Consider the following 26,735-nt stretch of genomic DNA (forward strand, 5'->3'; position numbering starts at 1 on the left):
GGCAGAGAACGGGTGTTCTTCGTCAATCGTAGGCATAGCTTTCCATGGCAGCGGCGATCGCGAGGGCCTGCCTTTTCAGGGTCTGCAACGGGTCCTCCGAGGCGCGCCTGGCTATCGACAAGGTGCCCAGCCGCTCGGCGATCGAGACCAACTCCGCAAGGGAACGAACCTGCATCTTTTCCATCACCTTGTGCCGGTGGGCCTTGATAGTCCGTTCAGTTGTACCAAGTTCATAAGCGATCTGCTTGTTCAGCTTCCCCTGCACGACGAGTTCATAGACTTCCTTCTCGCGGGGCGTCAGCGTGCCGACGCGCACACGCAACAAGCGCAGTTGCGCCTCCCGCTCCCGAACCGCGGAGAACGTTCCCATTGCGTGGTTGATCGCATTGAGAAGGGCATCCTTGGGCACGGGCTTTGTTAGGAAGTCCTCCGCGCCAGCTTTTATCGCCCGCACACTCATCGCAATGTCGCCATGCCCGGTCAGGAAGACGATGGGAAGGGTGGACCCGAGCTTTGCCAGGCGCTCCTGCAGTTCTGGGCCGCTCAGGCCGGGCATCTGCGCGTCGAGCAGGATGCAGGACGGTATGTTGTTGTCGGGCCTTCTCTTCAGGAACTCGCCGGCGGACCGATATAGTTCGACATCATAGCCAAAGGTGCGCAACAGACGGCCAAGTGCGGTTCGGAACGACATGTCGTCATCGATAAGGTGTATCAGTATGCGCATTGGAATCACCCCCGTTTATTGAAGCAAAGGAAGTCTTGCTTGAAACTCGGCTCCCCCCCGGGGCCGAATCTCCACCCAAATCTGCCCGCTATGGGCAGCTACAATCTTTCGGGCAATGGAAAGACCCATTGCCATTCCTTCGGACATTCTCGTATAGTAAGGCTTAAGGACGTTGTTCAACTTTGCCGGATCGACGCCCGGTCTATTGTCGACAATCGATATTTCTGCGGATACCTGATTCAGCCTCGCGGCAAGACCCGCGATCTCGCGACGCCCATTTGTCTTTTGCCTCATCGCGTCGAGAGAATTCATCACGAGATTGCGGAGCACCTGCTCAAGCTGAATTTCGTCCCCCCTCCCCTTCAATGGCCCGACGGAGCATTTCGCACGAAGATGGTTCTGCGGCCTGTCCTCATAGGCAGGCCGGTTGAAACGGCGAAGATCAAGGTTCTCCACATGAAGCGTGATGGGCTCGGTGGCATCCCAGTTCACGGTCTTGCGCATTGCGGAAAAGTTCTCCGCGTAGAAGGGGCTGCGCACATCCGATTGCGCGCGCACCAGAATGGCGCCAACAGCCACCCCCCTTGCCAGGAAAATTCTTGCAGCAAGAAATACCACGATATAGAGCATAAACTTGTCTAATGAGCACATCTGACAGTCACTGTACACGCCATCGCGGATAGTCAATTGCATTAAAGCATGCATATTAAGTTGTGGCACTACATATTGATGAGCCACGATGACGCTATATCGCAAGCAGGGGTTGGCATATATTTATATATGGTATTATTATACCCTGACCGCGATATCTCCTCGTATCAGATGCCGTAAAATACGCAAAATAATCCAGATTCACCAAAAAACACGAAAATTGAGGGGGCCCGCTATTGCCCCAAAGTACAATGCCTATTTGGACAATAGAGGCCAATTGTTCAGCGTTGTAGCCTTTTTCAGAGTAGGCACAGCACGGACGCCTAGTGCATAAAAATTTGCCATAACGCCTAAATATTTATCACAAATGCCCTCCTCTGTCACGCGAACGTTCGGCATTCCGTCACCACATGCCTCACGACATAGAGATAGTTTAAAATATTACCTCGTTCTTCTAATACATGTTTGATCTATTTTAAAGTATAAAATAGAAAATGGAAACAAGGAGGTTCTGATATATAAGACCTGCAAATATATATACCTGGTATGGCCGTTTGATTGAAAAAATAATCTCCAGGAGATTATAACCAAGATACCATGATCCGTGCAATATCTGAGCTATGTGATCCAGGAGATAGAACAACGTTTCGACGTCATATACGCTCAAGCAACCAATGACTTAGCGTAATGTGCTTTTCGAGGTGGGAGGTGAAAAGTGATAGATTTTGGAACCAAAAGTCTATCCGTTGCTTTGAAAAGAACAACGGCTTTCACTTTGCTCGCCGTCAGTCTTTCTGTGCCATTCCCGCCAGTGCTCCTGGCGGCGGAGGATACAGGGGTTGCGGTCGTGGCGGCACCGGCGGAGCGCAAGCCGATCTCAAACGCTCAGGAGTTCGTAGGACGCATAGACGCTCCCGAGAAAGTGTCCATCCGCGCTCGTGTCAAAGGCGTACTCGAGGAGGTGCTCTTTCGCGAAGGCGATACGATCAAGGCGGGAACGCCGCTCTACAGGATAGAGAAAGCCCTATTCAACGCCGATGTTGAACAGGCTCAGGGCACGCTCGAGCGAACTCAGGCCGAACTCACCCTTGCCAGCATCCAGCGCCAGCGCGCGCAACAATTGCTCGAGCGTAATGCCGGAACCGCCGTCGCTTTCGACCAGGCCGTTGCCCAGGAGGCACAGGCCAAGGCGGCCACGACCTCAGCCGGAGCCAATCTCGACACGGCCAAGATCAATCTTGGCTATACCGACATCACCGCGCCCATCGACGGCCGCATCGGACGCACGGCCGTGTCGAAGGGTAACGTGATCGGGCCTGACAGCGGCGAGCTGACGACCATGGTCAGCCAGGATCCGATGTATGTCACCTTTCCTGTGAGTCAGCGGGATATCATGGCCGCGCAGAAGGCCAACAAGGTCAACGATCCGAAATCGATCAAGCTTCGCATCCGTTTTTCAGATGGAACGCTCTACGACCAGATCGGCCAGATCAGCTTCGTGGATGTGAGCGTGGACCGCTCCACCGACACCCTGATCGTGCGAGGCGATATCGCCAATCCTGGCAAGACCCTGGTCGATGGGCAACTGGTGAAGGTTGAGCTGGAGGCCGGCAAGCCGGAAGAGCGTGTCGTCGTTCCCCAGGCCGCCCTGATCGCCGACCAGCAGGGTGTCTATGTCTTTATAGTCGAGGACGGCAAGGCTGCGATCCGGCGACTCAAGACGGCAGGGAGCAGCGGCCCGAACGTTGTCGTGTCGAGCGGCCTTGATGGAGGCGAACTGGTCGTCACAGATGGCTTCCAGAGCCTGCGTCCCGGCATCGCCGTACGAGCAAGCCCGCCCCCAGCCTTGAACACCGGAGGCTAGGTCGATGCTTTCATCGGTTTTCGTTGATCGGCCGCGGCTTGCCATCGTCATTGCAATCGTCACCGTTATCGCCGGGCTGCTCTCGCTACTGGCCATCCCGGTCGCGCAGTATCCGGACATCGTGCCGCCGCAGGTTTCGGTAACGACCAATTACCCCGGTGCCTCCGCCGATGTGGTGGATTCCACCATCGCTCAACCGATAGAAGCGCAGGTCGTTGGTGTCGACAAGCTCATGTACATGAAGAGCGTGAGCGGCAATGACGGAAGCTATACCCTTACCGGTTCCTTCGAACTGGGAACGGACCCGGACATCAATACCGTCAACATGAACAATCGCGTCCAGACCGCGATTTCGAAGCTGCCCCAGGACGTCCAGAAGCAAGGTGTGACCGTCAAGAAGAAGTCATCGGCTCTGCTCGGTGTGCTGGCGGTCTACTCGCCGAAGCACAGCTACGACCCGCTCTTCATCTCAAACTATGTCACCATCAATATTCTCGACGAAATCAAGAGTACGCCTGGTGTCGGCGACGCCACCCTCTGGGGGCCGCAGGATTATGCCGTGAGGGCCTGGATCCGCACCGATCGCCTCGCCGGCCTCAACCTCACCACCAATGACATCATCAAGGCCATCCAGGCGCAGAACATCCAGGCAGCCGTAGGGCGCGTCGGCGCACGCCCGATATCCGACGACCAGCAACTGCAGCTGAACCTGCAGACCAAGGGACGCCTGTCCTCGATCGCGGAATTCAATGCCATTGTTCTCCGGACCAACCCGGACGGCTCTCTCCTGCGTCTGGGCGATGTTGCCCGGGTGGAGATGGGAGCGGCCAATCTCGACCGCGAGACCCTGTTCAATGGCGGCCCCTCCTCGGTGCTCGCCATCTACCAGTCGCCGGGCGCCAATGCGATTACCACGCTCGACGCCATCAAGACCCGCATGGGGGAGCTTGCAGCACGCTTTCCAGACGATCTGGAATGGAAGATCACCTACGATCCCACGGTTTTCGTGAAGGACACTATTCACGAGGTACAGAAGACCCTGATCGAGGCGTTCATCCTCGTCATCATCGTGGTCTATCTCTTCCTTGGCAGCATCCGCGCAACGCTGATCCCCACACTCGCCGTGCCCGTCAGCCTCATCGGCACCTTTATCGTTCTCAATGCGATCGGCTATTCCGCCAACACGGTTTCGCTCCTCGCTATCGTGTTGTCGATAGGCATCGTCGTCGATGACGCCATCGTGGTCGTCGAGAACGTCGAACGCGTGATGGAGGAGAATCCTTCGCTCTCGGCGGCAGAGGCCACCAAGAAGGCAATGAGCGAAATCACCGCACCGATAATTGCCATCACCCTCGTATTGCTGTCGGTTTTCGTGCCGGTGGCCTTCATCCCCGGCCTGTCGGGAGAACTGTTCCGCCAGTTTGCGGTCACCGTGGCCGTGGGCATGTTCCTTTCCGCCATCAACGCCCTTACCTTGTCCCCTGCGCTCTGCGGCGTGCTGCTCAAATCCGGCCATCACGGCCCCAAGCGTGGCCCGATCGGCGTGGTCATGCGGGCTATCGATCACGTCCGCGACGGCTATGGCGCGGTCGTAGCCCGGCTGGTTCGCTTCGCCATCATTGGCCTTGTCTGCGTAGCGGCATCCATTGGAGGAATCTACGTCTTCGGCAAGGCGACACCGACCGGCTTCCTGCCGGAAGACGACCAGGGTGCTTTCTTTGTTGTCGCACAACTGCCCGGCGGCGCCTCGCTGAGCCGGACCACCGATGTGATCACGCAGACCGAAAAAGCCCTGCGCGAGGAAACGGCGGTCGCCGACTTCACCTCCGTGATCGGCCTCAACTTCATCGATAATTATTCGCAGCCAAATGCCGCCTTCATCGTCGTCACCTTGAAGCCCTTTGAAGAGCGTTCGGGAGAAGGACAGGGTGCCGCGGCCATCCTGGCGCGCCTCGGCGCGCGCCTGCGCCAGATCCAGGGCGGCACCGTCGTGCCGATTGCGCCACCCCCGATCATCGGCCTTGGTACGGGCGGCGGCTTCACCTATGTGCTTCAAGACCTGCGCAGTTCCGACCCCAAGACCCTGGCGCAGGTGCTGCGCGGTCTCATGGTCGCCGCCAACCAGGATCCCCAACTCTCGCGGGTCTTCAGCACCTATTCGGCGACCAATCCATCAATTTATCTCGATATCGACCGCGACAAGGCGCAGATCCTGGGCCTTTCCCTCAGCGACGTCTTCCAGGCGCTCCAGACATCTCTCGGCGGCTTCTATGTCAACGACATGAACCTCTTCGGCCGTACCTGGCAGGTTCAGGTGCAGGCCGAGGCTTCCGATCGTACCTCCGTCGACGATATCTACAGGATCAATGTCCGCAACGCCCAGGGCAACATGATCCAGATGCGCTCGCTTGTCGAAGCGCGGGTAGTTGTCGGTCCACCGGCGCTCATCCGCTACAACAACAAACGGGCCGTGACGATCCAGGGCTCACCGGCTGCGGGCGTGTCCTCCGGCCAGGCCCTGGCGGCCATGGAGAAGGTTGCGGCGGCGACACTTCCAGACGGCTATAGCGGTGCCTGGACGGATACGGCCTTCCAGGAGAAACGCGCTGAAGGCAAGACGGCCATCATTCTCGGCTTTGCCGTGCTGTTCGCCTTCCTCTTCCTCGTAGCCCTCTACGAGAGCTGGACGATCCCGGTGCCAGTGCTCCTCTCGGTCACGGTGGGCATCCTCGGCTCCTTCGCGGCAATCGTGATAGCCCACCTCACGCTCGACCTCTACGGCCAGATCGGCATGATCGTTCTGATCGGCCTTGCCGCCAAGAATGGCATCCTGATCGTCGAATTCGCCAAGGAGCAACGCGAGCGCGGCATACCGCTGCTCAAGGCTGCGACCGAGGGGGCACGGCTGCGCTTCCGCCCAGTGATGATGACGTCCCTCGCCTTCATCCTCGGGCTCTATCCGCTGGTTGTCGCGCACGGCGCCTCTGAGATCGCCAGGCGCAATGTCGGCACGCCCGTGTTCGGCGGCATGATCCTGGCCTCCTTCGTCGGCATCTTCGTGATCCCGCCGCTCTACGTCCAGTTCCAGGCCTTGCGCGAGCGGCTACGGCCCGGCTCACGTCCCAAGACCCCGGAACAGCCACAGCCTGAATCCGCCAAGGACAAGGAACCGGTTCTCCCCGCAGTTACGCTCCAGACAGGAGGGCACTCATGAAAAAAACGGCAGTTCTACCGGCCATGACCGTATTCGGCTTGCTCGCCCTCGGGGCGGGTGGTGCCAACGCAGACAAATCGCCCGGACTGTCGTCACTGCAAGGTGCCTGGGTTGAGCAAAGCATGAACTGCGAACAGGTCTACCGACCAGCCAAGCGTGGCATGGCCTATCGCAAGGATGTCAGCGTTTTCGCACCGGCCATCCTCGTATCCGGCCGCCGGCTATCGACCCCCGGTGCGAGCTGCAGCATCCAGAAAGTCTCCAACAAGGGCGACCGGATGATCCTGGATCTCGCCTGCACCACCACCATCACGACCAGCCACGTCAAGGCCTATGTCTCGGTCTCGGACGACGGAGCAGCACTCTATCGCTACAACGACGATATTGAAAAAGTCGGCAGCAGATACGATTCCTGCAAACCATGAACAACAATCAACCCATGGGAGGCTGAACCATGAACTCTCAAGCTTCGCCCAAACCTCCGAATACGGAGGTACTTCACGATGACAGCTTCATGTCCGCCGATGATCTGCGGAAATACATGACCGAGATGCGAATGGCTCAAGCTTCCAAAGAGCTCAACGCCATGAACAAGGCGGAGGAAGCTCGTAAGGAGCTCATGCGCTCCCTCGAGGCCCATGTCGATGTGACGCCGGAGAAGATCGTCGAGATCAAGCAGCGCCTGCGTGGAGTGATCCAGCGCGCGATCGAGAACGGGGAATCGGAGGCGATGGTGATGCGCTTTCCCAATGCCCTGTGCAGCGACGGCGGCCGGGCCATCAACAACACGGAGCCGGACTGGCCGGATACGCTAACCGGCCGCCCCCGGCAGGCCTACGAGTTCTGGAAGGAACATTTACAGCCGATGAAATACAAGCTGAAAGCAATGATCATCGAGTTTCCCGGCGGCTTTCCCGGCGATGTCGGCTTCTTCCTGAGCTGGTCGTGACACAAGGAGCAACGGGATGGACAAGAAGGTCGAGAAGCCGCTGGGTGACAAGGCCTATCTCAGCGCCCTGAAGCAGGCCCATATCGAGTTGGTCAAGCTTCAGGAGTGGGTGAAGCACAGCGGCACCAAGGTCTGCATCGTGTTCGAAGGTCGGGACGGCGCCGGCAAGGGCGGCACGATCAAGGCTATCACCGAGCGCGTCAGCCCCCGTACATTCCGCGTGGTCGCGCTCGCACCGCCAACCGAGCGTGAAAAATCACAGATGTATGTGCAACGCTATTTGCCTTATCTGCCGGCGGCTGGTGAGGTGGTGATCTTCGATCGCAGCTGGTACAACCGCGCCGGCGTCGAAAGGGTCATGGGCTTCTGCACCGATGACCAGGCTAGGAGTTTCCTCAACGCCGTTCCCGGGGTCGAGAGGGCCATCGTCGACTCCGGCATCATCCTTCTCAAATACTGGCTCGAGGTGAGCCCCGAGGAACAAACCCGACGCATCGAGGCACGCATCACCGATCCACGTAAGATCTGGAAGTTGTCGCCGATGGACCTGAAGTCCTACAGTCGTTGGTTCGACTACTCCCGTGCGCGCGACGAGATGTTCACCGCAACCGATACGGAATGGGCGCCCTGGTATGCGGTCCATTCGGATGACAAGAAGCAGGCGCGTCTCAATGTCATAGCTCACATCCTCGAATCCATCCCCTACAAGGAGGTGCCGCGCGAGAAGATCAAGTTACCTAAACGCCAGAAATCCGATGGCTATGAGGAACCGATCTTCGCCAGGCATTGGGTGCCGGATGCGCATGCCTAGCTGAGCAGCTGGTGGTTCATCGTCGCGACGAGGTCGGAGCGGAGAATCCATGGCAAATTGCTGACCCCGAGCGCGGCCGCGATCGCGGCAGTATTGTTCTCCGTCCTCATTTTGTCGGCCCTGCCGCTTCTGATCCACATGGTCGGGCCGGGCCTGAATTACTCCGGCGAGCGGCTCCGCAGCGACGCTTGGAAGGTCGCGCTCGCCCATAATCTGATCCCCTGCGCCGGCGTCGCCTTCCTTTGGTTCATCCATGGGCTCAGACACATGCTCTGAGATGCGGAGGACCGCCTCCTCGCGACCGTATTCCTCGGGAGGGGCTTGCTTTTCGTGGGCCCGCTCTTCGTGGCAGTCTCTGCACGCGGGGCCTGGAATAGACCCACGGCGTTACCCGATGTCATCACCTCAATCGGAATGCGTGATTGGGCTCATATCGGTCGATGATCAAGGCCCTTGGTATAAATCGCTCGCGCGGGGACCGCAGCTGAGACGCTCGATTCTATTGCGAGTCTGGACGAGAGGCCAGCCGAGCGCCGGCCGATTCAAAACGGACTCTTATTACATTTGTAACAACGTAGCGGCTGTCAGAAATGAAATTGAAACGTTGTTGGGAATATTCTCAGCCTTTGAGACAGTAATATGTTGATCTCGTATAACATTGAGGCAGAAATGACAATCAATGCTGCGTGCTGTTACCTTGACGACAGCAAGAGATGGAGCAAAGAATTCACCGGAAGTGCCGATCTAGGCACCAGCGACAATAAACATGCGGAGAGAGCCGCTTACGACGCAGCTGCCTCGAAAAAGTCTAATGCGACGACTTTCATCATAGTACAAAATGCCTTCCCGTGTATCAAATGTACGATGCACTTTTTAGGAGAATCAAAAAAGGGTAAGAAGTTTATTTTTCACTGCGAAAGCAATGTTGGTCACTATGCCAAAGAGTGTGGCTTTCTATCCAGACCTTTCGTGAAGGATCCTGACAATCCAAGTTATAGCGAAGCACAGTTGAACGGATTCATGTACTTCAAAGAGGGAAAGATAACCGCGAAGGGTAAGATGTTTACAATCGAGGGTGAAACCTCGAGCGATCCCAAGATTACGTCTTCACGAGCTGTGGGTGGTGATCTTAGACCTCCCGAACTCATCTCATTGCCCGACGCAAAGAAGGGGTAATACTAAAGGCCTCGATTTTTGACTCAGGGGGATTCCGCAACTCATCATGACCTGATCCCATGGCGTTGGGAGCGGTGAAACTATGATCGGATTACACGCCAGCCGAGTTCCAGTGGCTGGCGGCCAGTGGTAAGCATGCCAATAAGAGCCCGCGGGCTGGTGTCGCTGGCAGCGGTGTTGGAAGGACGCGGCCGCAAGGAGGAGGCGCGGATTGGCGGCGTGGGCCGGTCAAACGCTGCGCGACTGGGTTCACCAATTCAGCGAGCATGGTCCGGATGACCTCCAGGAAAGGCATCATTGCTTTGGCGGAAGCCACTTGCCGATATTGATGATCTGGACGCGACGATTGATGGGATTTGTCGGGTTCTTGGTGTCCTGCAGCGCCTCTTCTCCGAGGCCGACCGCTTCCAACCGGGACGGATCCACCCGGAAGGTTGTGATCAGGGCTTGGGTAACGGCATCGGCTCGTGCCTGGCTGAGCTTCATGTTGTCGGCGCGATCACCGCTGGCATCTGTATTGCCGGCCACTACGAATTTGTAACCGCCGAGAATGGGATGATGCAGGGCATCAGCAATGGCCCCTAGCGTAGCGTAGGATTCAGGCCGGATGATCGCGGAATTTAGCGCGAACTGAATCTGCACATTGATCTGCGCCAGATTATTCAGGCGAACACCCATGGGTTTCCAGGTCTGCGGCAATCCCGGATTGTCTTTCATGTGCTGGAGTGCGGCTTGCTGGATGATGGCGCCGCTCAATCCCTCAGGCGCAGCATTTGCAGCCTTCGTCAGGTTTCGCAGCATCTGGTCGCCACCGATCTTGGTTTGGGCGGAAGCTGCCAAGGGGAACATGCCAGAAGCCGATACGCAAACGGAGACGGCAATGACAAGACTGTTGAGACGGGACGTCATGAAATTGGCCTTTCTATGGACATGGGACATCGCACTTAGTTCCAACCGGCGTCTGCCAGCGCCTGCGTACAATCGGCACTGACAACGCGTTTGGACTTGTTCAGACAGCCCAGGAAATGCCCGTTGCCATAGGCGACACCGTTGCAGTATTGGCGCGCATCGGCCTTGCAGACATTTGGTACGGCAGCTTGAGCGGCTGCGCGTTTGGCAAGGGAAGCGGAAACCGTCTTATAATCCGCGACGCATCGTGGACTGAGCTTGGCCTGGGCCTGCATCATGCAATCATGGAGCGCGCCGCCGCCCATGTTCGCGGACGGACAGAACCTCGCTATGTCCTTGCTGCAGCTGCTGGCGATCAGGGCGCCAGCCTGGGAATAGCTCATCGTCTGAGCCGAAGCAGCCCCGAAGCCACCAGTCGCCATGAGCGCCGTGGCAAGTGCAATCGTCATCAATTTCATCGTCTGTCCCCGCAAGGTTTTATCTGGCTACGCAGCTCACTATCAACGACACGAGCAACTCATCTCCTCCGCCCTGATTATCTCCAAGGAACAGAATTGAAGCCTGCCCCGTTACTTCATCTACAGTTTCAGTTACCTATCTTTACACTCGATCAGCTCGAAGAACCTTCAGCTCCACGACAAAGAGCGTCACCACGCAATCGGGAAACCCAAGTGCGGCCGACATCCGCAACTTCCTACTTCTGCGACGAACGGTGCCTGAACGCGATCACGGCCTCCTCAAGATCGTCGAAGATCATGGCTTCGCCAATACTCTCGATGGTTCCCGCCCTTGAGAGAACTTCCATCGGCTCATGATGAAGTTGGGCGATGCCAAGCCGCAGCCCCTGCTCTGCAAGATCAGACCGCAAATCACCCAGCATTGCCGCTGCCGTCGAGTCGACTTGCGCAACAGCGCTGGCGTCGAGCACGAACCACCGCGTATTCGCCGGAAGCGCCTTCGCCACCTCGATGAGACGGGTTCGGACATAGTCGACATTGAAGAAGAGGAGGCTGCCCTGCACCAAGCAGACCGCCAGCCCCGGAATGGGAGCGGCATTCATCGATCGATGCAGCTTGTAGAAGCCCCGCCGCCCAGGCACGCGCCCCAACATTGCGTCACGCGGCCGCATCTCCTTGAGGAGCACATAGAGCAGTGTCGCAGCGACCGCGATAACCACACCGTTGAGCACGCCAAGGCTGATGGGCCCGGCCATGCCGATCAGCGCAAAAAGGAACTCCATCCGGCTGACCTGCCAGATCTGACGGAGGCCGGCCACGTCCAGGAGGCTCATTGCGGCGGCGACGAGGATGGCGCCGAGGGCAGGAATGGGCAGCAGCCGCACGGCGTCCTGCAAGTAGAGCAGCATGGCGGTGAGCGTCAGCGCCGCGACAAGGCCCGAAATCTGCGACTGGCCACCGACTGACAGGTTCACCGCCGTTCGAGAATCGGAGATCGTCACCGGAAAGCCGCTGAACAGACCGGAGGCGACATTGGCGGCTCCCAGCCCGACAAGCTCGGCATTGGCGTCGACTTCAAATTTGTCGCGCGCGCCGAAACTGCGAGCACCGACAATTCCGGAGCCAAAGCTGACGAGCCAGACGGCGCCAGCTCCGAGAATGATCTCCTTGACAGGCAAATTGGCATTGAAAGGAAAGGACGGGCTCGGAAAGACGCGCGGCAGATCGCCCACGACAGCGATGCCCATTCCGCTGAAATCGAAGAGGGCGGAGGCTGCGATAGACACCGCCACGACGACCAGCGGCGCCGGCACCGGCGAGCGCCAGCGCGTCAACAGCGTCAGGAAAGCGATGAGACCACCCCCCAGCGCCAGGGAAGGCCAGTGTATGAGCCCTATTTTCTGCAACAGCTCCCAAAGGGGTGGGAACAGCCCGTCCGCCTCGATACGCACGCCAGTCAGGCGCCGGATCTGCCCGATGATGATCGAGATTGAAACGCCGCTGATGAAGCCTACCAGGATTGGCCGTGACAAGAAGGCCGCGATGACGCCGAGCCGAAGCAGTCCCGCGGCGATGCAGAAGACCCCCACCGTCACCGCCAGGGCCGACGCCGCAACAACACGATCGGCGGGCGATGCCAGCGGCATAGTGGCGAGAGCCGCCGCGAGAACCGTCATCGTCGCGGCATCCGGCCCAACCATGAGTTTGCGGGAGGGCCCGAACAGGGCGTAGCCGATCAAAGGCAGTATGCTCGAATAGATTCCCACTTCCGCCGGGAGGCCTGCGATGGCCGGATAGGCAATGGCACTCGGTATTGCCACGGCCGCCACCGCCAGGCCCGCCGTAAAATCAGACCGCAGGAAGGCCACTCTATAGCCGCGGAAACCGCCGAGGACCGGAAGCTGTGTCAGCATCGACCGATCCTTCCGAAAATTGGGAGCAATCCCACATCACGGCGCGATGAGTGGTTCAGCTTCATCAGGCGCTCCAAGGTCGGCCAGCGGCGGAGAGGAGAGGTCAATGACAGGCGGCGAACCGATCGGCCCGCTCGATGAAGGCCACCTGCCCCGTCCATACGACCTCATTCATGCACCACCTCCCAGCCTTTGGTGGGATCGAAGGTTTCGATGTGCACGGCCTGGGGCGTGGTGTCCGGCCCTAGATTGCGCTGATAGACCACCCCCTGTTGATCACACAGGAAGGTCATCACGCCGGTTTCCCCCCAGCGCTCGGGATAGGCGATCATCGCAAACCCGGCGAGCATTCGGCCGCCCACGATGTAGCTGTAGGCACCGCCCGGAGCGGCCGCACCCTGCTTCGTCAGGATACGGTAGATATAGCCGTAATAGGGTGTCGGCTTATCATTCGAGGCGACCTTCTCGACCGCCGCGGCGGCGATGGTATCGCCAAGGGGGCTTTGGTCGCGGGGACTCTCCGACTGCCACCACAGACCATCATGCCGGCCAGCTGAACTGATGAACCGGCGAGCAAATTGCCGGACTGGCTCATCGTCGTGCAGGCTGTCATAATATTCGCGCTGCGCCCCGACATAATCCCCGCAGGCGGCGATGGCGGTCAATTCGTTCCGGCCGATTGCCCTGTCGCGGATCTCCTGCTTGCCGGCGGCAAGATCAAAGGTCCACTTGCCGTCCTTTTCCCGGAGGGGGACCGGAAAGCTCCAGCCATCTTGACCGAAAGTCAGGGTCGCAATGCCCGGCTTTTCCTGAACGACCCCTCTGCCGGCGTTGGCGAGAGCAAGGAAGTCGTCGATGCGTTCGCGGTCGACGTCCTGGTCGCCTGAACTGAGGATTTCTTTGGCACCTTTTCCGAATATGTCGTCCAGCGCCCCCTTGCCAGGGTTGCGGGCTGCATCGACCAGCGCATCGCCTGCCTCCTGAGGTGAGGCGAACACCCGCTGCGCCAGGCACGCCTGGCTGCCGCTTACCAGAAGGGCGGCGCTGAGAAGGGAACCGGCCAGTCCTAACTTAAGATTGAACATCGCTCCGCCTCCCTATCGACGCCGTCCACCACCGCCGCCGAAGCGCCGGCCACCACCGCCGCCCCCGAAGCCCCCGCGACCTCCGCCCCCGCGACCTCCGCCACCAAAGCCCCCGCGACCTCCGCCACCAAAGCCGCCGCGACCTCCGCCAAAGCCGCCGCGATTGAAACCACCGTAACCCGAAGGACGGAAAGCGCTGTTCCGGCTGGCCAAGCCACGCTGCGAGGCGAAGTTGGAGGCCCGGCCGCCCATGCGCGCGTCACCAAAGGCCGTATTGCGAGCTGGGCGATTGGCGCCCGGCCGGCGCGCGGGCCTTTGCTGGGCGCGATTTCCCTGCCCGCGATTGGAGATGCCGCCCCCTGGCCGATTGTTGCCGAGGCCGTTGCCGATCTGGCCGCGATTACCGCCCTGGTTCATGCGATCGGCAACGCCGACCCTGTCATTACCCGGGCGCGGGCTGCCGAGACCGGGTTTAGTGCCCTGTCCCGGACGATAACGGCCATTATCCGGCCGCCACGGCCGCGAGTCGCCGCCGATGTCAATCTTGTTGCCGATATTGATGTCACCGGCTGGGAGATGAGCGGGGCGGTTCCCTCCATAGCCCGGATAGCCACCATAACCCGGCGGATAGCCGCTCCAGCGCGGTGGATAGACCCAGCCATTGTTCCAGTTCCAGTAGTTGGACAAGCCGGCGCCCACGGCGACGCCGAGACCGAAACCAAGCAGCCCGGCACCGACAGTGTAAGCCGTAGAGTAATCATATTCCGGCACGTAGATCACACCCGGCTCAGCTGGTTCGACCGCGATATAGGACTTGCCGTTCTGGGTCTCCGTCTTCACCCGTTGCTGCTTGGTCGTCTTGAGCGTGCCGGCGGCCTGTGCCGCCTGCCGAAGCTCCTGGATCATGGCGGCGACATCAGCGGGCTGGTTGACGAAGGCGTCGCCGAGGTCACTGGTCGCGTTGAGATCCGTGTTGAGCAAATCGATCACCGTCGGAAATCGCGCCAAGGCTTTGACTGTTGGATCCAGGTCCAGCCGGTCAAGATCGGCAAAGTCATTCTTGGCCGCTGCCGCCTTGTTGCGCGCCAACCATCGGGAAGCCTGCACGATATCGAGCGGATATGCGGTTGCCGGCAGGAGTTGCGCCAGCAATGCGTCGGGATAGAGGGCGTAGGGCGCCAGCAGCTTGCGCAGCTCCTCCTTGCTGAAGACGCTGTCGGCCTTTTGGGCTGCCGGCGCCGGTGGGGCGGCAGCGTTCGGCTGTGCAACCGGAGCGGGGGCAGGTACCGGGGGCTCGGTCTGTCCGAAGGCTGAATTCGCCTCCGCCATGACGAGCATCGCGCCAACCATCAGCGCTGGCATGCACGTCCTCGACAACAATGTCCTGTTAAACCAAAGAGGCATGTAAGTCTCCCTTGATACCGGGACTGCATTGAAGAGCGGTCTTCCGGCCTATTTGATATGCGCGGAAAAACCTTGACCTTTGGAGGTGACAGCGGCCGCGCCGGCCGGCGGCCATGGGCGAAACTGGCCGAAGGGCAAGCACCAACCCATCCTGAAGCAGCATTCGGAGTCAGGGCGATAGTCTGTCTATGCTACTTGTGAGAACCGATTTTAATATTGTCCTCGAAGCCAGTGTCCCTCAGAACAACAGTCCAGGAATTCAAGAAGACGAATTTGGCGCAGCAGTGATTCACCATCTTGAATAAATGAGAAAAAAGAAACGCTTCCAGACAGGTCGTCGAGAGGAATGTCGGCACTCATGACATAGCGGTATGGATGCGGAGACATCACAAAGAGCTCCAAAAAATCGAGCAAGCGATCGACATCCAGACAAAACTGACCTGTACCCTGGGACAATAGCCCCGAGGGACCCCGGACGGCATAACTTCGCCGTAGCCGCGCTCAGATCATTAGGGCGATCGAGGCGGACGCCCTTAGGCCAGGAATTGGCCACTGTTTCACGAATGAATCCTCGACGCGCTTCTTCGACACTTCATGAGAGGCGAATGGCGTCACGTGCGGTGGCCTCACTTGTCGTGAATGTCAGGCGATCCGGGCCCACCGCCGGAAAGGGGTGATTGCAATGGTGCCCACCCTGCTAGTGCTGAACGCTGGCTCATCGAGCTTGAAATTCCAGGTGTTCGAGCAGCATGAGGGCAAAGAACCTCGACGGGTATTCCGCGGTCTCTTCGATGGCCTTGGAACGGCGCCAAACTTCATGGTGCGGGATGGCAGCGGTACCCGCCTTGATGAAGGCAGGTGGGAATCCGGCGAGCGCTTCGGACACGAGCAGGCGCTGCTGCATCTTGCAACATGGCTGAGCGAACATCGCGGCGGCTATCGCCTCGCGGCGGTCGGGCACAGGGTGGTCCATGGTGGCCCGGTCTTTCGTAAGCCCGTGCTGGTCGACGACGCGGTCCTCCGGACTCTAGAACAGTTCATACCACTCGCCCCACTGCATCAGGGTCACAATCTCGAGCCGATTCGCGTTGTCAGCCGACGGTTTCCGCAACTGCCGCAGATTGCCTGCTTCGATACGTCCTTTCACCAGACGCAACCTGAGATCGCAAGGCTCATCGCCTTGCCACGCGAGATCCGGGACAAGGGCGTGCAGCGCTATGGCTTCCATGGCCTGTCCTACGCCTATCTCGCGTCGGTATTCCCGAACTACGGGGCGCCGCTGGCCTCCGGCAAGGTCGTGGTCGCGCATCTCGGCAACGGGGCAAGCCTCTGCGCGATGGCAAATGGCGCGAGCGTGGCGACCACCATGGGCTTTTCGGCACTCGATGGACTGCCGATGGGAACGCGATCCGGCTCCATCGACGCCGGCGTGATTTTCTACATGCTGAGCGAAATGCGGCTCGACGTGGCGGAGGTGGAACAGGTTCTCTATTCCAGGTCCGGCTTGCTCGGGGTCTCCGGCGTCTCGAACGACATGCGCAAGCTCAGAGCTCTTGCTCCTACCGATCCAGATGCCAGGCTTGCCATCGATCTCTTCGTCTACCGGATAAACCGGGAGATCGGATCGCTCGTGGCCGCACTCGGCGGCCTCGACGCCCTCGTCTTCACTGCGGGCATTGGAGAGAACGACCCTGCAACCCGGCGCGAGGTCTTGCACGCTGCGCGCTGGGCGGGATTCAAGATTGATGAAGAGGCGAACATGCGCGGCACCGGTCTAATCACTCAGGAGGGAAGCCCGCAGGCCTGGGTCATTCCCACCGACGAGGAACTCATCATGGCGCGTGACATGCAGCGGATGCTCGCTGGCGAACAGCTCGCAGAGGCAACGGGATGACGACTGAAATAATGCCCCCCGATCGAACAGGACAGCGCCCTGGAGAACGATAATGCCGCACACACCAGCCGATATCTTGTCGAGCGTCGCCACCGTAACGGCAGCCGAAGCCATCACCCGCGCGCCGACGGGCGAACTCGCCGACATCGACGATATCCGCTTCACCGCGGCCCTCCCGGCATCCCCGTTCGCACCACGGCCGACCGGTATGACTGCACATGCCGACAGGGCCCTCAGCATCATCGCCTGAAGCATTGGACGGTCCGCCGGCATCGGCGGCAATGGCACGAACGTTCGACACAAGGAGTGACGGCAAGGAAGCGTCTCCAGCGAATGCGCTTGTTCAAAGGCGACCGAACCGTTTGCTCCACCCGGGTCATGGGCATGAAACAAGAGGCAACTTCCCTGCGGCGGACCGCGTGGCGCTTCATCGAGGCGGTGAAGCACTTTGCCATGTCCGATGTGGGCTGGAAGGCCGGCATTGTTTCGGCCGTGCTGATAACCTTGCTGTGCGGCATCAACGGCCTCAATGTCGTCAACAGCTATGTCGGCCGAAACTTCATGACCGCGATCGCCGATCGCAATCATGCAGAGTTCATCCGGCAGGCGTTCCTCTATATCTGTGTTTTCGCGGGCTCGACCCTGGTTGCCGTAACCGCGCGGTTTGCCGAGGAACGGCTGGCGCTGCTCTGGCGCAATTTCGCGACTCGGCGGGGGATCGATCTCTATCTATCCGAGGGGACGTACCATCGCCTGGATGTCTCCGGCGAACTCGCCAACCCCGATCAGCGCATCGCCGAGGACGTCCGCGTGTTCACAGCGAACACGCTGTCTTTCGTCATCATGGCATTCAACAGCACTCTCACCATTCTGGCGTTTTCCGGGGTGCTCTGTTCCATCAGCCCCCTGCTTTTCGGCGTGGCCGTTCTCTATGCGGCCATGGGATCGGGTCTGACGATCGCTTTGGGGCGCCCCCTCGTACGGCTGAACTACAATCAACTCGACAAGGAAGCGAGCTTCCGTTCGGCACTCATCCATGTCCAGGAAAATGCCGAAGCGATCATGCTGGCACACCGCGAGGAATTCCAGAGATCACGGCTCATGCGGCTCCTCGATGAGCTTGTCACGAACTTTCGGGCCATGACGCTAATCAATCGAAACGTGGGCTATTTCACCACCGGCTACAGCTGGCTGATCCAGATCATCCCCGCCCTGATCATTGCACCGGCCTATATGAGAGGCGAGATAGAGTTCGGCGTAGTCACCCAGTCGGCGATGGCGTTCTCGACGCTCGTGGCTGCGTTTTCACTGGTCATTACGCAAATCCAGCCCCTGTCAAACTTTGCCGCCGTGGTTTCGCGCCTCAACTCCCTGATCGAGACCATCGAACCATGGCAGACGGTGGCAAGTCCCCCAATCACGATTGCGGAAGCCAAGGATCAGCTGGCATTCGAACAAGTGACCCTGTTCTCAACCAGCGGCAACGATCTTCTCCTCAAGGACCTGTCGATCTCGATTCCCGCCGGCACCCGCGTTCTGATCACCGGTCCCAACCAGGCGGCGCGAACGATGCTCTTCAAGGCGACCGCCGGTGTTGCCGCTACCGGTCAGGGGCGCATCCTGCGTCCTGCCGACGACGAGATTTTCTTTCTTACCCAGCGGCCTTACCTGCTGCCCGGCATGCCGTGGCAAGCGATGACCCGCTCATCGCGCCGAACCGAGATCCCGGAGGAGCGTATCAGGGGGCTTCTGCGTGCGCTGGGTCTCGAGCAGGCTCTGAAACAGGCGGGCGGATTGGACTCGCCGGAGAATTGGCCGGCGCTGCTGTCCCCACGCGAGCAATATCTCCTGGCCATCATGGACATTTTGCTCGCGGCGCCGCGATTCGCCTTTCTTGACAGGATCGACGCGGTGCTGAAGGCCGAAGAGGTCGGCAAGATCTTGGATTTGTTGAACGAACGCGAAATCGCCTACCTCGTGAACGCGGATACCCGAGAGGGCCTTCATCGTTATGACACAGTTCTCGAATGCGCAGATGGCGGTAGTTGGAGATGTGGGCCTCCTCGGCCTTAGGTACAATTGACATGAGCCTCGCTCAACGCGAGCTTTACCCCACCATCATAGGGAGGATCATCATGACAAATTCAGATCCGAACAAAGAATTGCTTCTCCTGGATGCCTATTGGAGAGCAGCCAACTATCTCTCTGTCGGACAGATTTACTTATATGACAATCCACTTTTGCGTACACAGCTCACAAAAGACCATGTAAAGCCCCGCCTGCTCGGACATTGGGGAACGACGCCTGGATTGAATCTGATTTACGTGCATCTCAACCGGATCATCAAGCAACACGACCTGAATATGATCTATGTGATCGGCCCGGGACATGGTGGGCCGGCCATCGTTGCCAATGCTTATCTGGAGGGCACCTACAGCGAAGTTTATCCGAATATTCCACGCGATGAGGAGGGCATGAAGCGGCTCTTCACGCAATTTTCTTTTCCGGGCGGCATCCCCAGCCATGTCGCGCCGGAGACGCCAGGCTCCATTCATGAAGGCGGAGAACTCGGGTACGCTCTCTCCCACGCCTATGGCGCGGCTTTCGACAATCCGGATCTGATCGTTGCCTGTGTCGTCGGTGACGGTGAGGCCGAAACCGGCCCCTTGGCGACCAGCTGGCACTCGAACAAGTTCCTGAATCCCGTGACCGACGGCGTGGTGCTGCCAATCCTGCATCTCAACGGATACAAGATCGCCAATCCCTGTGTCCTGGCCCGGATCAGCGACGAGGAGCTGGACCAACTCTTCAAGGGCTATGGCTATACGCCCTATTTCGTCGAGGGAGACGAACCGGCCAAGGTTCACGTGTTGCTGGCGCAGACGCTCGACACGGCTCTTGCGGACATCAAGCGGATCAAGGCCGATGCCGCGGCCCACGGCTTCACCGAGCGCCCCCGTTGGCCAATGATCGTCTTGCGCACGCCGAAGGGCTGGACCTGCCCCAAGGAGATCGACGGCAAGCGCACCGAAGGATATTGGCGCTCGCATCAGGTGCCGATGGGTGAGATGCATGAGAACCCGGAGCACATCCGCATCCTCGAGGAGTGGATGCGCAGCTACCGGCCCGAGGAGCTCTTCGACGACGATGGTTCGCTGAAAGCGCATCTGGCCGAACTCGCGCCTCAGGGAAACCGCCGGATGAGCGCCAATCCCCATGCCAACGGCGGACTGCTTCTCAAGGACCTCCGCCTCCCGGATTTCCGCGACTATGCCGTCGCGCTGGATGCCCCGGGGAGCGCAATCGCGGAATCGACGCGCTCCATGGGCAAGTTCCTGCGCGATGTCATGAAGCTCAACCAGGACGCTCGCAATTTCCGGCTTTTCAGTCCGGACGAAAACAATTCCAACCGGTGGCAAGACGCTCTGGAGGTTACGAACCGCGCCTGGGTTGCCAACACCTACCCGTTCGACGATCATCTGGCGCCTGACGGCCGCGTGATGGAGATGCTCAGCGAGCATCAATGCGAGGGCTGGCTCGAGGGCTACCTCCTGACTGGCAGGCACGGCTTCTTCTCGTGCTATGAAGCCTTCATTCACATCATCGACTCGATGTTCAACCAGCACGCCAAATGGCTCAAGGTCTGCAACCACATCCCCTGGCGGCAGCCGATCGCATCCCTGAACTATCTGCTGTCGAGTCATGTCTGGCGACAGGACCATAACGGTTTCAGCCATCAGGACCCCGGATTCATCGATCACGTCGTGAACAAGAAGGCCGAAGTGGTCCGGGTCTATCTGCCTCCGGACGCCAATTGCCTGCTGTCGGTCACCGATCACTGCCTGCGCAGCCGAAACTATGTCAACGTCGTCGTCGCTGGCAAACAACCCGCGCCGCAATGGCTGACGATGGATCAGGCAATCAAACACTGCACCGCCGGGCTCGGCATCTGGGAGTGGGCCAGCAACGATCGTGGCGCGGAGCCCGATATCGTGATGGCCTGCTGCGGCGATGTTCCGACGCTGGAAATGCTCGCGGCGGTGGCGCTGCTGCGCGAATATGCCCCCGAACTGAAAATGCGTGTGATCAACGTCGTCAATCTCATGAAGCTGCAACCTTCCGACGAGCATCCGCACGGTATGTCCGATCAGGACTTCGACACGCTGTTCACCACAGACAAACCGATTATTTTTGCCTTCCACGGTTATCCGTGGCTGATCCATCGGTTGACCTATCGCCGGCACGGTCACTCAAACCTGCATGTGCGGGGCTATAAGGAAGAAGGAACGACCAGCACGCCCTTCGACATGTGCGTAATGAACGAGCTCGATCGTTTCCATCTGGTCGCGGACGCCATCGACCGCGTTCCAAAGCTGGGCGCGCGCGCCGCCTACGCTAAGCAAGCGATTCGCGACAAGCTGCTGGACCACAAGGCCTATATTGCCCGGTACGGCGACGACATGCCTGAGATTGCAAACTGGCGGTGGGGCAAGGCAAGCGCCTCGGCGACACAGCGCTCGACGGAGGCCGATAATGTGTAGAGCTGAAGGGGTCCGCCGTTTCTGGGGAGGTTCGTCGTAGGACGTGCTCGATTGGGAGCTGCGCAGGCAAGAAGACGTTCAACGGCCCATCACGCGGCATTCCGGATCGATGAGATCCTCGCCGTGTGCATTCATGGCAGAGCCTGCTTGGCTGGCGAGAACATAAAAGCCCTCCTGGCCATTGGGAAACGTCGCTCCTACGACGACGATCGTCATCAAGCCCATATGCCCGGAGGCGCCTGGCAATCCCTGCGCAACCAACCGAAAGGGGTTTGTGTTTGCGAGACTATCCTCGACGAGGCGAAGAACTGCGTAAGGATGATTCGGAGGCGGAAGATCAATCTCCTTCCATTGAGAGCCAGATGTCTGGTCATTCTCGTTCAATTTGGTGCGGACATCCGCGCGGACACAATCAATATGAATATGAAGCTGATCCTGGCTCCGATCCTGCATGGAATTGATCGCCAGGGCGATCATATCCCGTTGTGGACTTGTACCGAGTGACTTACCGATGAAGCGACGCGCCTCCCAAGCGTCCTCAAAGTAGTTGGGCGCTGACGGCTCGATCAAGCGAGGATCCTCGATCCCTGCAATACGCGTGGTGGGGATCAGCAGATATTCGAATGGCTTGCTTGTTGCGTTGTCTTTCAGAACCGCGAAGCCATGGTCGAGACCTTGCGAAATATCGACCTGCGCGCATGTCTGCTGTGGCCCTTGTTTCCCTTGCTCGGGGACACATTTGCCGCTGACAATATCCCACAGAGCACTTCGGTTACCAGCAATGGCTGTGTAACCCGCATAAAGAAAGGCGAGCAGGAGCAAAGTTAGGATGATTATTTTCCTGAGCACCATAGCTTTGCCTCACCATTTTAAGTTGCGACGTCCATGATTTAGCTATCAAAGCCATTGTTTGGACAATCACAGGCTTTTCTGTATGACCATCTCGCATGCCGTGCATCGCCCAGGCGAGATGAACGCGCGACTCCAGGTGATCTACATAAATTTAGTAATTATGATATCATTTTCACAGATTTTTACAATAAGTTATGAACTCACTAGAAGGACGAGTCACGTATAATTCGCGTTTATCGGCTTTTTGAGATAGAATAGAACCTTCGGAGGTTGGTAACCTGCTTTCGAATTTATGCACCTTAGTGTTATCATTGGATAGCTCAAGCTTCTAGGCATGTGCTTGGAGTAGTTTCTCGCCTTACCTGGTACAGTCGTTATTTGTATTTCTCATATCGGTAATTGACCACAATGCAGCCGCCAGGGCTGCCAGCCCGTGGGGTGCGAACGGGAAATTGAAACGCACGGAGCCGCCCAGGCGCGTGCGGTGAACGACATGGTCATACGGTGAGGTGCAGTCGATCTTGACGTACGCGCCAGCGTCGGGCGCACCGGGTGTACGCAACCGAGTGGCCGTCCAGGCGCTGCCAAGCAGACACCCGCCTCTACAAACGCCTGCATGGAAGTTCGACAGGTCAAAGTCCTGCTGCAGCGCCAGGGCACCGCCGCCTGTGGCCCGCGGCAATAGCAAGCATCGATGGCATCACAACGACGATAGCGAGAAATGATTACGACGAGTTATTTTTATACATCCTCTCCTTGTACAAGGATGCATATGACGTCTCTATCTCTGCCAAAGAAGCTTGTCTGACAAGGGGCACTCAAGAGCCAGCCAGGGACCTTATCTTTCAGGTCCTAGTTCAGAATAAACATCCGTGCTTCATGCAAGGCAGCGACCACGGCCTTGCGGGCGTCCTTGACGGAGCGCCTTCCTTCTATCGCAGCGACAAGCACTCGTTTGGCAGCCTGGCAGTACGTCCCTGCTTCCATCGGCCAGCTCATGGACAGGTAGCTAATCGCCTCGTCGAGATCGGCAATCTCCCGCACAGTCTGCCGGCTCACCATAAATCTTATCGGATTGGCGAATTGACTGTTGCCCATCGCAAGCACCCGGAGAGGCTAGAGCAGAAACTCTAGCAGGGCGCCGTGGTGCAGGCCTGCCTGACCCTGGTGGCGCCGAATCGCCTTTTCCATGGAAGCCCGGGAAGCAGCTGACATGGGGGACTGGCTCGCCGTCATCAAAGCGCCCATCAATTGCAGCTCAATCTGACCGGAGGTCATCGCCGGAGCGGAGCGACGCATCGAAGGGGGCAATGGGTTCGAAATAACTTGGAATGGCGGTGACATTAGAGCCCCCTGGGACGCTGGCAATCGACTTCTTGTGGCGGCTATCCGCCCTTTACGTCGATAGTACGTTGGTAAGTGACGATTGGATTTGCATATGTGCGAAAACGCACACGGCAATGGTCGCCGAAAGTCTTCAAGGGCCGGCAATTCACGGAGGCAAAAGTCTTTCCGATCAGCTGACGGCCTAAGTCATACAAGGACTTCCTTCGCGACGGGTTCGCCCGCCTCTCCATGACCATCGATCAAGATCGGCAAGACAGTCCCTCACTTGCTGTGGACCACCACAGGAGCAACCTGCGCCCCTACAGTAGCGGCCTTCGGCGCCGTCATCGAGGCCCACAACGCCGAATCAGCCAAAGCCCTGGTAAAGCGCTCCACCCGAAACGGGAGGGTGAAATCCTCGCAAGGACCACCTCAGCTCCGGACGGCCGGCAGGGCCGCATCCTCTGCGGCCAGCTCAGCCGATGCCCAGGAGCTCGTTGCTCTTGAAGATCAGCTCGGTGCGGTTCCGGGCCTTGAGCTTGCGCATCATGTTGCGCAGGTGAACCTTCACGGTTGCCTCGCTCATGCTCAGCTTGAAGGCGATGATCTTGTTGGGATCACCCAACCGCGCAAGTTCGAGCACTTCGAGCTGGCGCTGGGAGAAACCGCCCGTCTTGGGTGCGGGAGCAGCTGTTGCCGCCACCTGGGCCGCGCGGGCGGACATCAGGCCGCTGGCGGGAATGAAGGTGCCGCCCACGCTGACCAGCCTGATCGCACCAAGCGTAACGTCGAGATCGGTGTCCATGGTCACGAAGCCACGCGCGCCCATGGTCAACGCTTCCATCATGTGAGTCGGGCTCTCCTCATCCGATATGATGATGACGCGAGCGCCGCCGACATTGTGCAGGACCTCATTGAGATCGTTCCGGATGGCCGCTTCGGTTGCCTTCTGGCCCGTGGCGCAGAGCAGCACGATCCCGTCCGCGGGCTCCTCGCCGCCGGAAAGCCAGGCCTGCGCGCCGTCATGGCAGGAGACCTCGAAATCGTGCGTCATGGTCTGCAGGCAGCGCGCAAGACAGGTGCGGAAGATCTTATTGTCGGAAAGGATGGTGATGGACATCCTTCCGACGCCGAGGCGGGCTGCCGGAGTAGCCGGGAGGGCTTCGGGCATGGACACGGGATACCCAGCCAGGAGGTGGGAGGTGGAAGCGGGGGTATGAATGGACATATTCATAATCGACCTTGTCTCGGCAGTACTCGTTAGGTCGATTGGTACATGGAGTGCGTGAAACGGTCGTTAGCTATAATTCCTAAGATGTAACAATGCGTACGAAAATTCGTCCTGAGGGCGATTCCTGAACACCGCATAGGCCTTCGGCCTGCTCACAGATTCCCAATTGGTAATCTATGTACTTAAGATTGATGGCAGGGTGTAATTTCTGTCCGAAAGTAGTAGTCTCAGGCCCTCGACAAAAGGCGGCCGAGAGGTATGATCCTAATTAAGCGCGCGCTATGGACGTTCAGGGTTTGTGGGCCTTTTTTACCGGTTATTGCCTCATTCGAGAGGCGGTTAGGCGTAGAGCTGGCTTGTGAACGCACGTCCCTGACAATTATGTATAATCATACTTTCGATCGGGGGAGGAGGCTTACGTCTCCTCCCTTTTCATTTGAGTCCATCCTCCGGAAGGAGGCCGATGGCCCGAATGTCCTCCGAAGGCGCGGGTCTATCGCGACAGGCATCGCGATTTTTTCCCAGGCCCTGCCGGCCCGGACGGAACCGGCGCTCCCCCACCTCGTTTCATGGTTATGGGAGGGTAGGAACCATGATGACTCACCCCTTCGTCGGCGCCGTTCTCTTCGCCCGCGGCATGGGTGTGGCCAGCCATGTCGGCAACACCGAGGCGGCTCTTTACTATCTCGAGAACAAATGGCCGGACCGAAAAGGGACCCGGCACGATCGGGCCCGACGGATCTGCAAGCGGACGATCGCCGGCGAGGCCACGATCCAGGAAGCGAGGGACGCCTTCGTCCAGGCGCTGGCCGAAGCCCAATTCGATCTGCTCGATACCACCTCGTCACAGAACCCGCGAAGAAGGCCACGCAATCATTGAGGTGGATGTTGTGCCGCCTTGTAGGTGAGATAGGCGATGATGGCATCGAGATCGGTATCGCTCAGGGCCTGCCTGTCGAAGCCGGTCATCTTCATGTCGGGCCAGGTGCGGAGGGAGGCGGGTGCGCGGATATAGGCTCGCAGGGCCCAGGGCTGGAAATATTCGGTCGGGTTCCGCGGGCTGTTGAGGTCCGGCCCAACTTTCGCATCGCCCGAGCCGCCCAGCTGGTGGCAGACCATGCATTGCCGGGCGAAGACGGCCTCGCCCGTCCGGATGGGCGAAGCCGCGGGCACATCGTTCCCCACCGCGAGTGCGGGCCACTTCGAGGCCCATGTCGGCACGAAGCGCAGCGTCTCGACCGCGAAGGGCCATTGCTCGCTGGTCACGCCCGAGGCCGAGGGATCCAGCCAGACGAGATAGAACGGACCGGTGGCCTTGCCGCCCGGCGTAGGCGGCCAGGGGCTGTCCGCCGGCTCGATCGCCAGCCACGGCACGGCGCCCCCATCGCCGGGCGCATGGATGAGACTCGTTGGCAGATCGGTCACGAAACCATCCGTTGCGGTGATCTGGACATCCTGGTCCGCCGGCAGGCCCCCTGCGCCCAGCAGCGCCCGCAACGGAACGGCACGGTAGGTCATGGTGCGCCCATAGCTCACATCCGCCGGAACCTGGATGGTGACGGCGTCGGGCCGGCGCAGCAGTTCCTCGCTCGAAAGGACCGTTCTCGTGCCCATATCGACGACAAGGTCCGCGGCAAGGCCCGATGTGGCCGCCGACAGGATGTCCAGGACAAGCAATCCGCAGATGAACCAGCGGGCGAGAAGGATCTGCATGCTGAAAGCGTTGAGTTGGC

Annotated in this window: 23 protein-coding genes; 12 read left to right on the forward strand and 11 right to left on the reverse strand. The window is 59.1% G+C overall.

Annotated features, from left to right (window positions below):
* Nucleotides 1-22: 22 nt before the first annotated feature.
* Entirely contained in the window at nt 23-661 is a 639-nt protein-coding gene (locus ACMDCR_RS31770) for a response regulator transcription factor (protein WP_413990437.1), read from the reverse strand.
* A gap of 78 nt (nt 662-739) precedes the next feature.
* A complete protein-coding gene (locus ACMDCR_RS31775) occupies nt 740-1,417 on the reverse strand; it encodes an ATP-binding protein (protein ID WP_413990438.1) in 678 nt (225 codons plus the stop codon).
* A 709-nt stretch (nt 1,418-2,126) separates the two neighbouring features.
* Here ACMDCR_RS31775 and ACMDCR_RS31780 point away from each other — a divergent pair.
* The 7 genes from ACMDCR_RS31780 to ACMDCR_RS31810 all read left to right on the forward strand — a co-directional run bounded on the left by ACMDCR_RS31780 (nt 2,127) and on the right by ACMDCR_RS31810 (nt 9,389).
* Nucleotides 2,127-3,239 (forward strand): efflux RND transporter periplasmic adaptor subunit, encoded by a 1,113-nt coding sequence (locus ACMDCR_RS31780; protein WP_413990439.1) that lies wholly within the window; start codon nt 2,127-2,129, stop codon nt 3,237-3,239.
* Nucleotides 3,240-3,243: 4 nt separating this feature from the next.
* Nucleotides 3,244-6,453: an efflux RND transporter permease subunit gene (locus tag ACMDCR_RS31785; protein ID WP_413990440.1), complete on the forward strand. Its 3,210-nt coding sequence runs from the start codon at nt 3,244-3,246 to the stop codon at nt 6,451-6,453.
* A complete protein-coding gene (locus ACMDCR_RS31790; RefSeq protein ID WP_413990441.1) occupies nt 6,450-6,878 on the forward strand; it encodes a hypothetical protein in 429 nt (142 codons plus the stop codon). Before ACMDCR_RS31785 ends, ACMDCR_RS31790 begins: the two co-directional genes overlap by 4 nt.
* A 131-nt stretch (nt 6,879-7,009) precedes the next feature.
* Complete coding sequence (locus tag ACMDCR_RS31795; protein WP_413990442.1) at nt 7,010-7,402, forward strand: hypothetical protein; 393 nt, start codon at nt 7,010-7,012, stop codon at nt 7,400-7,402.
* Nucleotides 7,403-7,418: 16 nt separating this feature from the next.
* Nucleotides 7,419-8,213: a polyphosphate kinase 2 gene (gene ppk2, locus ACMDCR_RS31800; protein ID WP_413990443.1), complete on the forward strand. Its 795-nt coding sequence runs from the start codon at nt 7,419-7,421 to the stop codon at nt 8,211-8,213.
* A 57-nt stretch (nt 8,214-8,270) separates the two neighbouring features.
* Nucleotides 8,271-8,489 (forward strand): hypothetical protein, encoded by a 219-nt coding sequence (locus tag ACMDCR_RS31805; RefSeq protein WP_413990444.1) that lies wholly within the window; start codon nt 8,271-8,273, stop codon nt 8,487-8,489.
* Between the two features lie 393 nt (nt 8,490-8,882).
* Entirely contained in the window at nt 8,883-9,389 is a 507-nt protein-coding gene (locus tag ACMDCR_RS31810; protein ID WP_413990445.1) for a hypothetical protein, read from the forward strand.
* A 294-nt stretch (nt 9,390-9,683) separates the two neighbouring features.
* Here the strand turns inward: ACMDCR_RS31810 and ACMDCR_RS31815 are convergent, their stop codons facing one another.
* From ACMDCR_RS31815 to ACMDCR_RS31835, 5 genes are all read right to left on the reverse strand, one after another.
* Nucleotides 9,684-10,298 carry an OmpA family protein gene (locus tag ACMDCR_RS31815; protein ID WP_413990446.1) on the reverse strand — a complete coding sequence of 205 codons (615 nt, stop codon included), beginning with the start codon at nt 10,296-10,298 and terminating at the stop codon, nt 9,684-9,686.
* 35 nt (nt 10,299-10,333) lie between these two features.
* Nucleotides 10,334-10,771, reverse strand: a complete 438-nt coding sequence (locus tag ACMDCR_RS31820) for a hypothetical protein (protein WP_413990447.1) — start codon at nt 10,769-10,771, stop codon at nt 10,334-10,336.
* 221 nt (nt 10,772-10,992) lie between these two features.
* Nucleotides 10,993-12,669 carry a SulP family inorganic anion transporter gene (locus tag ACMDCR_RS31825; protein ID WP_413990448.1) on the reverse strand — a complete coding sequence of 559 codons (1,677 nt, stop codon included), beginning with the start codon at nt 12,667-12,669 and terminating at the stop codon, nt 10,993-10,995.
* 167 nt (nt 12,670-12,836) lie between these two features.
* Nucleotides 12,837-13,754, reverse strand: coding sequence for a DUF2950 domain-containing protein (locus ACMDCR_RS31830; RefSeq protein ID WP_413990449.1), 918 nt, complete (start codon nt 13,752-13,754; stop codon nt 12,837-12,839).
* A gap of 12 nt (nt 13,755-13,766) precedes the next feature.
* Nucleotides 13,767-15,116, reverse strand: a complete 1,350-nt coding sequence (locus tag ACMDCR_RS31835; RefSeq protein ID WP_413990450.1) for a DUF3300 domain-containing protein — start codon at nt 15,114-15,116, stop codon at nt 13,767-13,769.
* 724 nt (nt 15,117-15,840) lie between these two features.
* Here ACMDCR_RS31835 and ACMDCR_RS31840 point away from each other — a divergent pair.
* The 4 genes from ACMDCR_RS31840 to ACMDCR_RS31855 all read left to right on the forward strand — a co-directional run bounded on the left by ACMDCR_RS31840 (nt 15,841) and on the right by ACMDCR_RS31855 (nt 21,593).
* A complete protein-coding gene (locus ACMDCR_RS31840; protein ID WP_413990451.1) occupies nt 15,841-17,052 on the forward strand; it encodes an acetate/propionate family kinase in 1,212 nt (403 codons plus the stop codon).
* A gap of 52 nt (nt 17,053-17,104) precedes the next feature.
* Complete coding sequence (locus ACMDCR_RS31845; protein ID WP_413990452.1) at nt 17,105-17,302, forward strand: hypothetical protein; 198 nt, start codon at nt 17,105-17,107, stop codon at nt 17,300-17,302.
* A gap of 134 nt (nt 17,303-17,436) precedes the next feature.
* A complete protein-coding gene (locus ACMDCR_RS31850) occupies nt 17,437-19,125 on the forward strand; it encodes an ABC transporter ATP-binding protein/permease (protein ID WP_413993779.1) in 1,689 nt (562 codons plus the stop codon).
* Between the two features lie 62 nt (nt 19,126-19,187).
* The gene (locus tag ACMDCR_RS31855) at nt 19,188-21,593 is read left to right on the forward strand and encodes a phosphoketolase (RefSeq protein WP_413993780.1); all 2,406 of its coding nucleotides are present in this window, start codon (nt 19,188-19,190) and stop codon (nt 21,591-21,593) included.
* Nucleotides 21,594-21,671: 78 nt separating this feature from the next.
* Here ACMDCR_RS31855 and ACMDCR_RS31860 read toward each other — a convergent pair whose 3' ends face one another.
* The 3 genes from ACMDCR_RS31860 to ACMDCR_RS31870 all read right to left on the reverse strand — a co-directional run bounded on the left by ACMDCR_RS31860 (nt 21,672) and on the right by ACMDCR_RS31870 (nt 24,999).
* A complete protein-coding gene (locus ACMDCR_RS31860) occupies nt 21,672-22,445 on the reverse strand; it encodes a CDP-diacylglycerol diphosphatase (RefSeq protein ID WP_413990453.1) in 774 nt (257 codons plus the stop codon).
* Between the two features lie 852 nt (nt 22,446-23,297).
* Nucleotides 23,298-23,543 carry a DUF982 domain-containing protein gene (locus ACMDCR_RS31865; RefSeq protein WP_413990454.1) on the reverse strand — a complete coding sequence of 82 codons (246 nt, stop codon included), beginning with the start codon at nt 23,541-23,543 and terminating at the stop codon, nt 23,298-23,300.
* Between the two features lie 703 nt (nt 23,544-24,246).
* Nucleotides 24,247-24,999, reverse strand: coding sequence for a LuxR C-terminal-related transcriptional regulator (locus tag ACMDCR_RS31870; protein WP_413990455.1), 753 nt, complete (start codon nt 24,997-24,999; stop codon nt 24,247-24,249).
* Nucleotides 25,000-25,594: 595 nt separating this feature from the next.
* Between ACMDCR_RS31870 and ACMDCR_RS31875 the strand changes: the two genes are divergently transcribed.
* The gene (locus tag ACMDCR_RS31875) at nt 25,595-25,882 is read left to right on the forward strand and encodes a DUF982 domain-containing protein (RefSeq protein WP_413990456.1); all 288 of its coding nucleotides are present in this window, start codon (nt 25,595-25,597) and stop codon (nt 25,880-25,882) included.
* Here ACMDCR_RS31875 and ACMDCR_RS31880 read toward each other — a convergent pair.
* On the reverse strand, nt 25,876-26,715 hold the full coding sequence (locus ACMDCR_RS31880) for a c-type cytochrome (protein WP_413990457.1): 840 nt from the start codon (nt 26,713-26,715) through the stop codon (nt 25,876-25,878). The genes ACMDCR_RS31875 and ACMDCR_RS31880 overlap by 7 nt on opposite strands.
* Between the last annotated feature and the right edge of the window lie 20 nt (nt 26,716-26,735).

Source organism: Labrys okinawensis, assembly GCF_047345005.1.
Taxonomy (GTDB): domain Bacteria; phylum Pseudomonadota; class Alphaproteobacteria; order Rhizobiales; family Labraceae; genus Labrys; species Labrys okinawensis.

Excerpts from the sequence above, each read along its gene's own strand:
- ACMDCR_RS31775 (WP_413990438.1), bottom strand. The coding sequence starts at position 1,417 with ATGCAATTGACTATCCGCGATGGCGTGTACAGTGACTGTCAGATGTGC.
- ACMDCR_RS31785 (WP_413990440.1), top strand. The coding sequence starts at position 3,244 with ATGCTTTCATCGGTTTTCGTTGATCGGCCGCGGCTTGCCATCGTCATT.
- ACMDCR_RS31790 (WP_413990441.1), top strand. The coding sequence starts at position 6,450 with ATGAAAAAAACGGCAGTTCTACCGGCCATGACCGTATTCGGCTTGCTC.
- ACMDCR_RS31795 (WP_413990442.1), top strand. The coding sequence starts at position 7,010 with ATGGCTCAAGCTTCCAAAGAGCTCAACGCCATGAACAAGGCGGAGGAA.
- ppk2 (WP_413990443.1), top strand. The coding sequence starts at position 7,419 with ATGGACAAGAAGGTCGAGAAGCCGCTGGGTGACAAGGCCTATCTCAGC.
- ACMDCR_RS31810 (WP_413990445.1), top strand. The coding sequence starts at position 8,883 with ATGACAATCAATGCTGCGTGCTGTTACCTTGACGACAGCAAGAGATGG.
- ACMDCR_RS31815 (WP_413990446.1), bottom strand. The coding sequence starts at position 10,298 with ATGACGTCCCGTCTCAACAGTCTTGTCATTGCCGTCTCCGTTTGCGTA.
- ACMDCR_RS31825 (WP_413990448.1), bottom strand. The coding sequence starts at position 12,669 with ATGCTGACACAGCTTCCGGTCCTCGGCGGTTTCCGCGGCTATAGAGTG.
- ACMDCR_RS31830 (WP_413990449.1), bottom strand. The coding sequence starts at position 13,754 with ATGTTCAATCTTAAGTTAGGACTGGCCGGTTCCCTTCTCAGCGCCGCC.
- ACMDCR_RS31835 (WP_413990450.1), bottom strand. The coding sequence starts at position 15,116 with ATGCCAGCGCTGATGGTTGGCGCGATGCTCGTCATGGCGGAGGCGAAT.
- ACMDCR_RS31840 (WP_413990451.1), top strand. The coding sequence starts at position 15,841 with ATGGTGCCCACCCTGCTAGTGCTGAACGCTGGCTCATCGAGCTTGAAA.
- ACMDCR_RS31845 (WP_413990452.1), top strand. The coding sequence starts at position 17,105 with ATGCCGCACACACCAGCCGATATCTTGTCGAGCGTCGCCACCGTAACG.
- ACMDCR_RS31850 (WP_413993779.1), top strand. The coding sequence starts at position 17,437 with ATGAAACAAGAGGCAACTTCCCTGCGGCGGACCGCGTGGCGCTTCATC.
- ACMDCR_RS31855 (WP_413993780.1), top strand. The coding sequence starts at position 19,188 with ATGACAAATTCAGATCCGAACAAAGAATTGCTTCTCCTGGATGCCTAT.
- ACMDCR_RS31860 (WP_413990453.1), bottom strand. The coding sequence starts at position 22,445 with ATGGTGCTCAGGAAAATAATCATCCTAACTTTGCTCCTGCTCGCCTTT.
- ACMDCR_RS31865 (WP_413990454.1), bottom strand. The coding sequence starts at position 23,543 with ATGGGCAACAGTCAATTCGCCAATCCGATAAGATTTATGGTGAGCCGG.
- ACMDCR_RS31870 (WP_413990455.1), bottom strand. The coding sequence starts at position 24,999 with ATGTCCATTCATACCCCCGCTTCCACCTCCCACCTCCTGGCTGGGTAT.
- ACMDCR_RS31875 (WP_413990456.1), top strand. The coding sequence starts at position 25,595 with ATGATGACTCACCCCTTCGTCGGCGCCGTTCTCTTCGCCCGCGGCATG.
- ACMDCR_RS31880 (WP_413990457.1), bottom strand. The coding sequence starts at position 26,715 with ATGCAGATCCTTCTCGCCCGCTGGTTCATCTGCGGATTGCTTGTCCTG.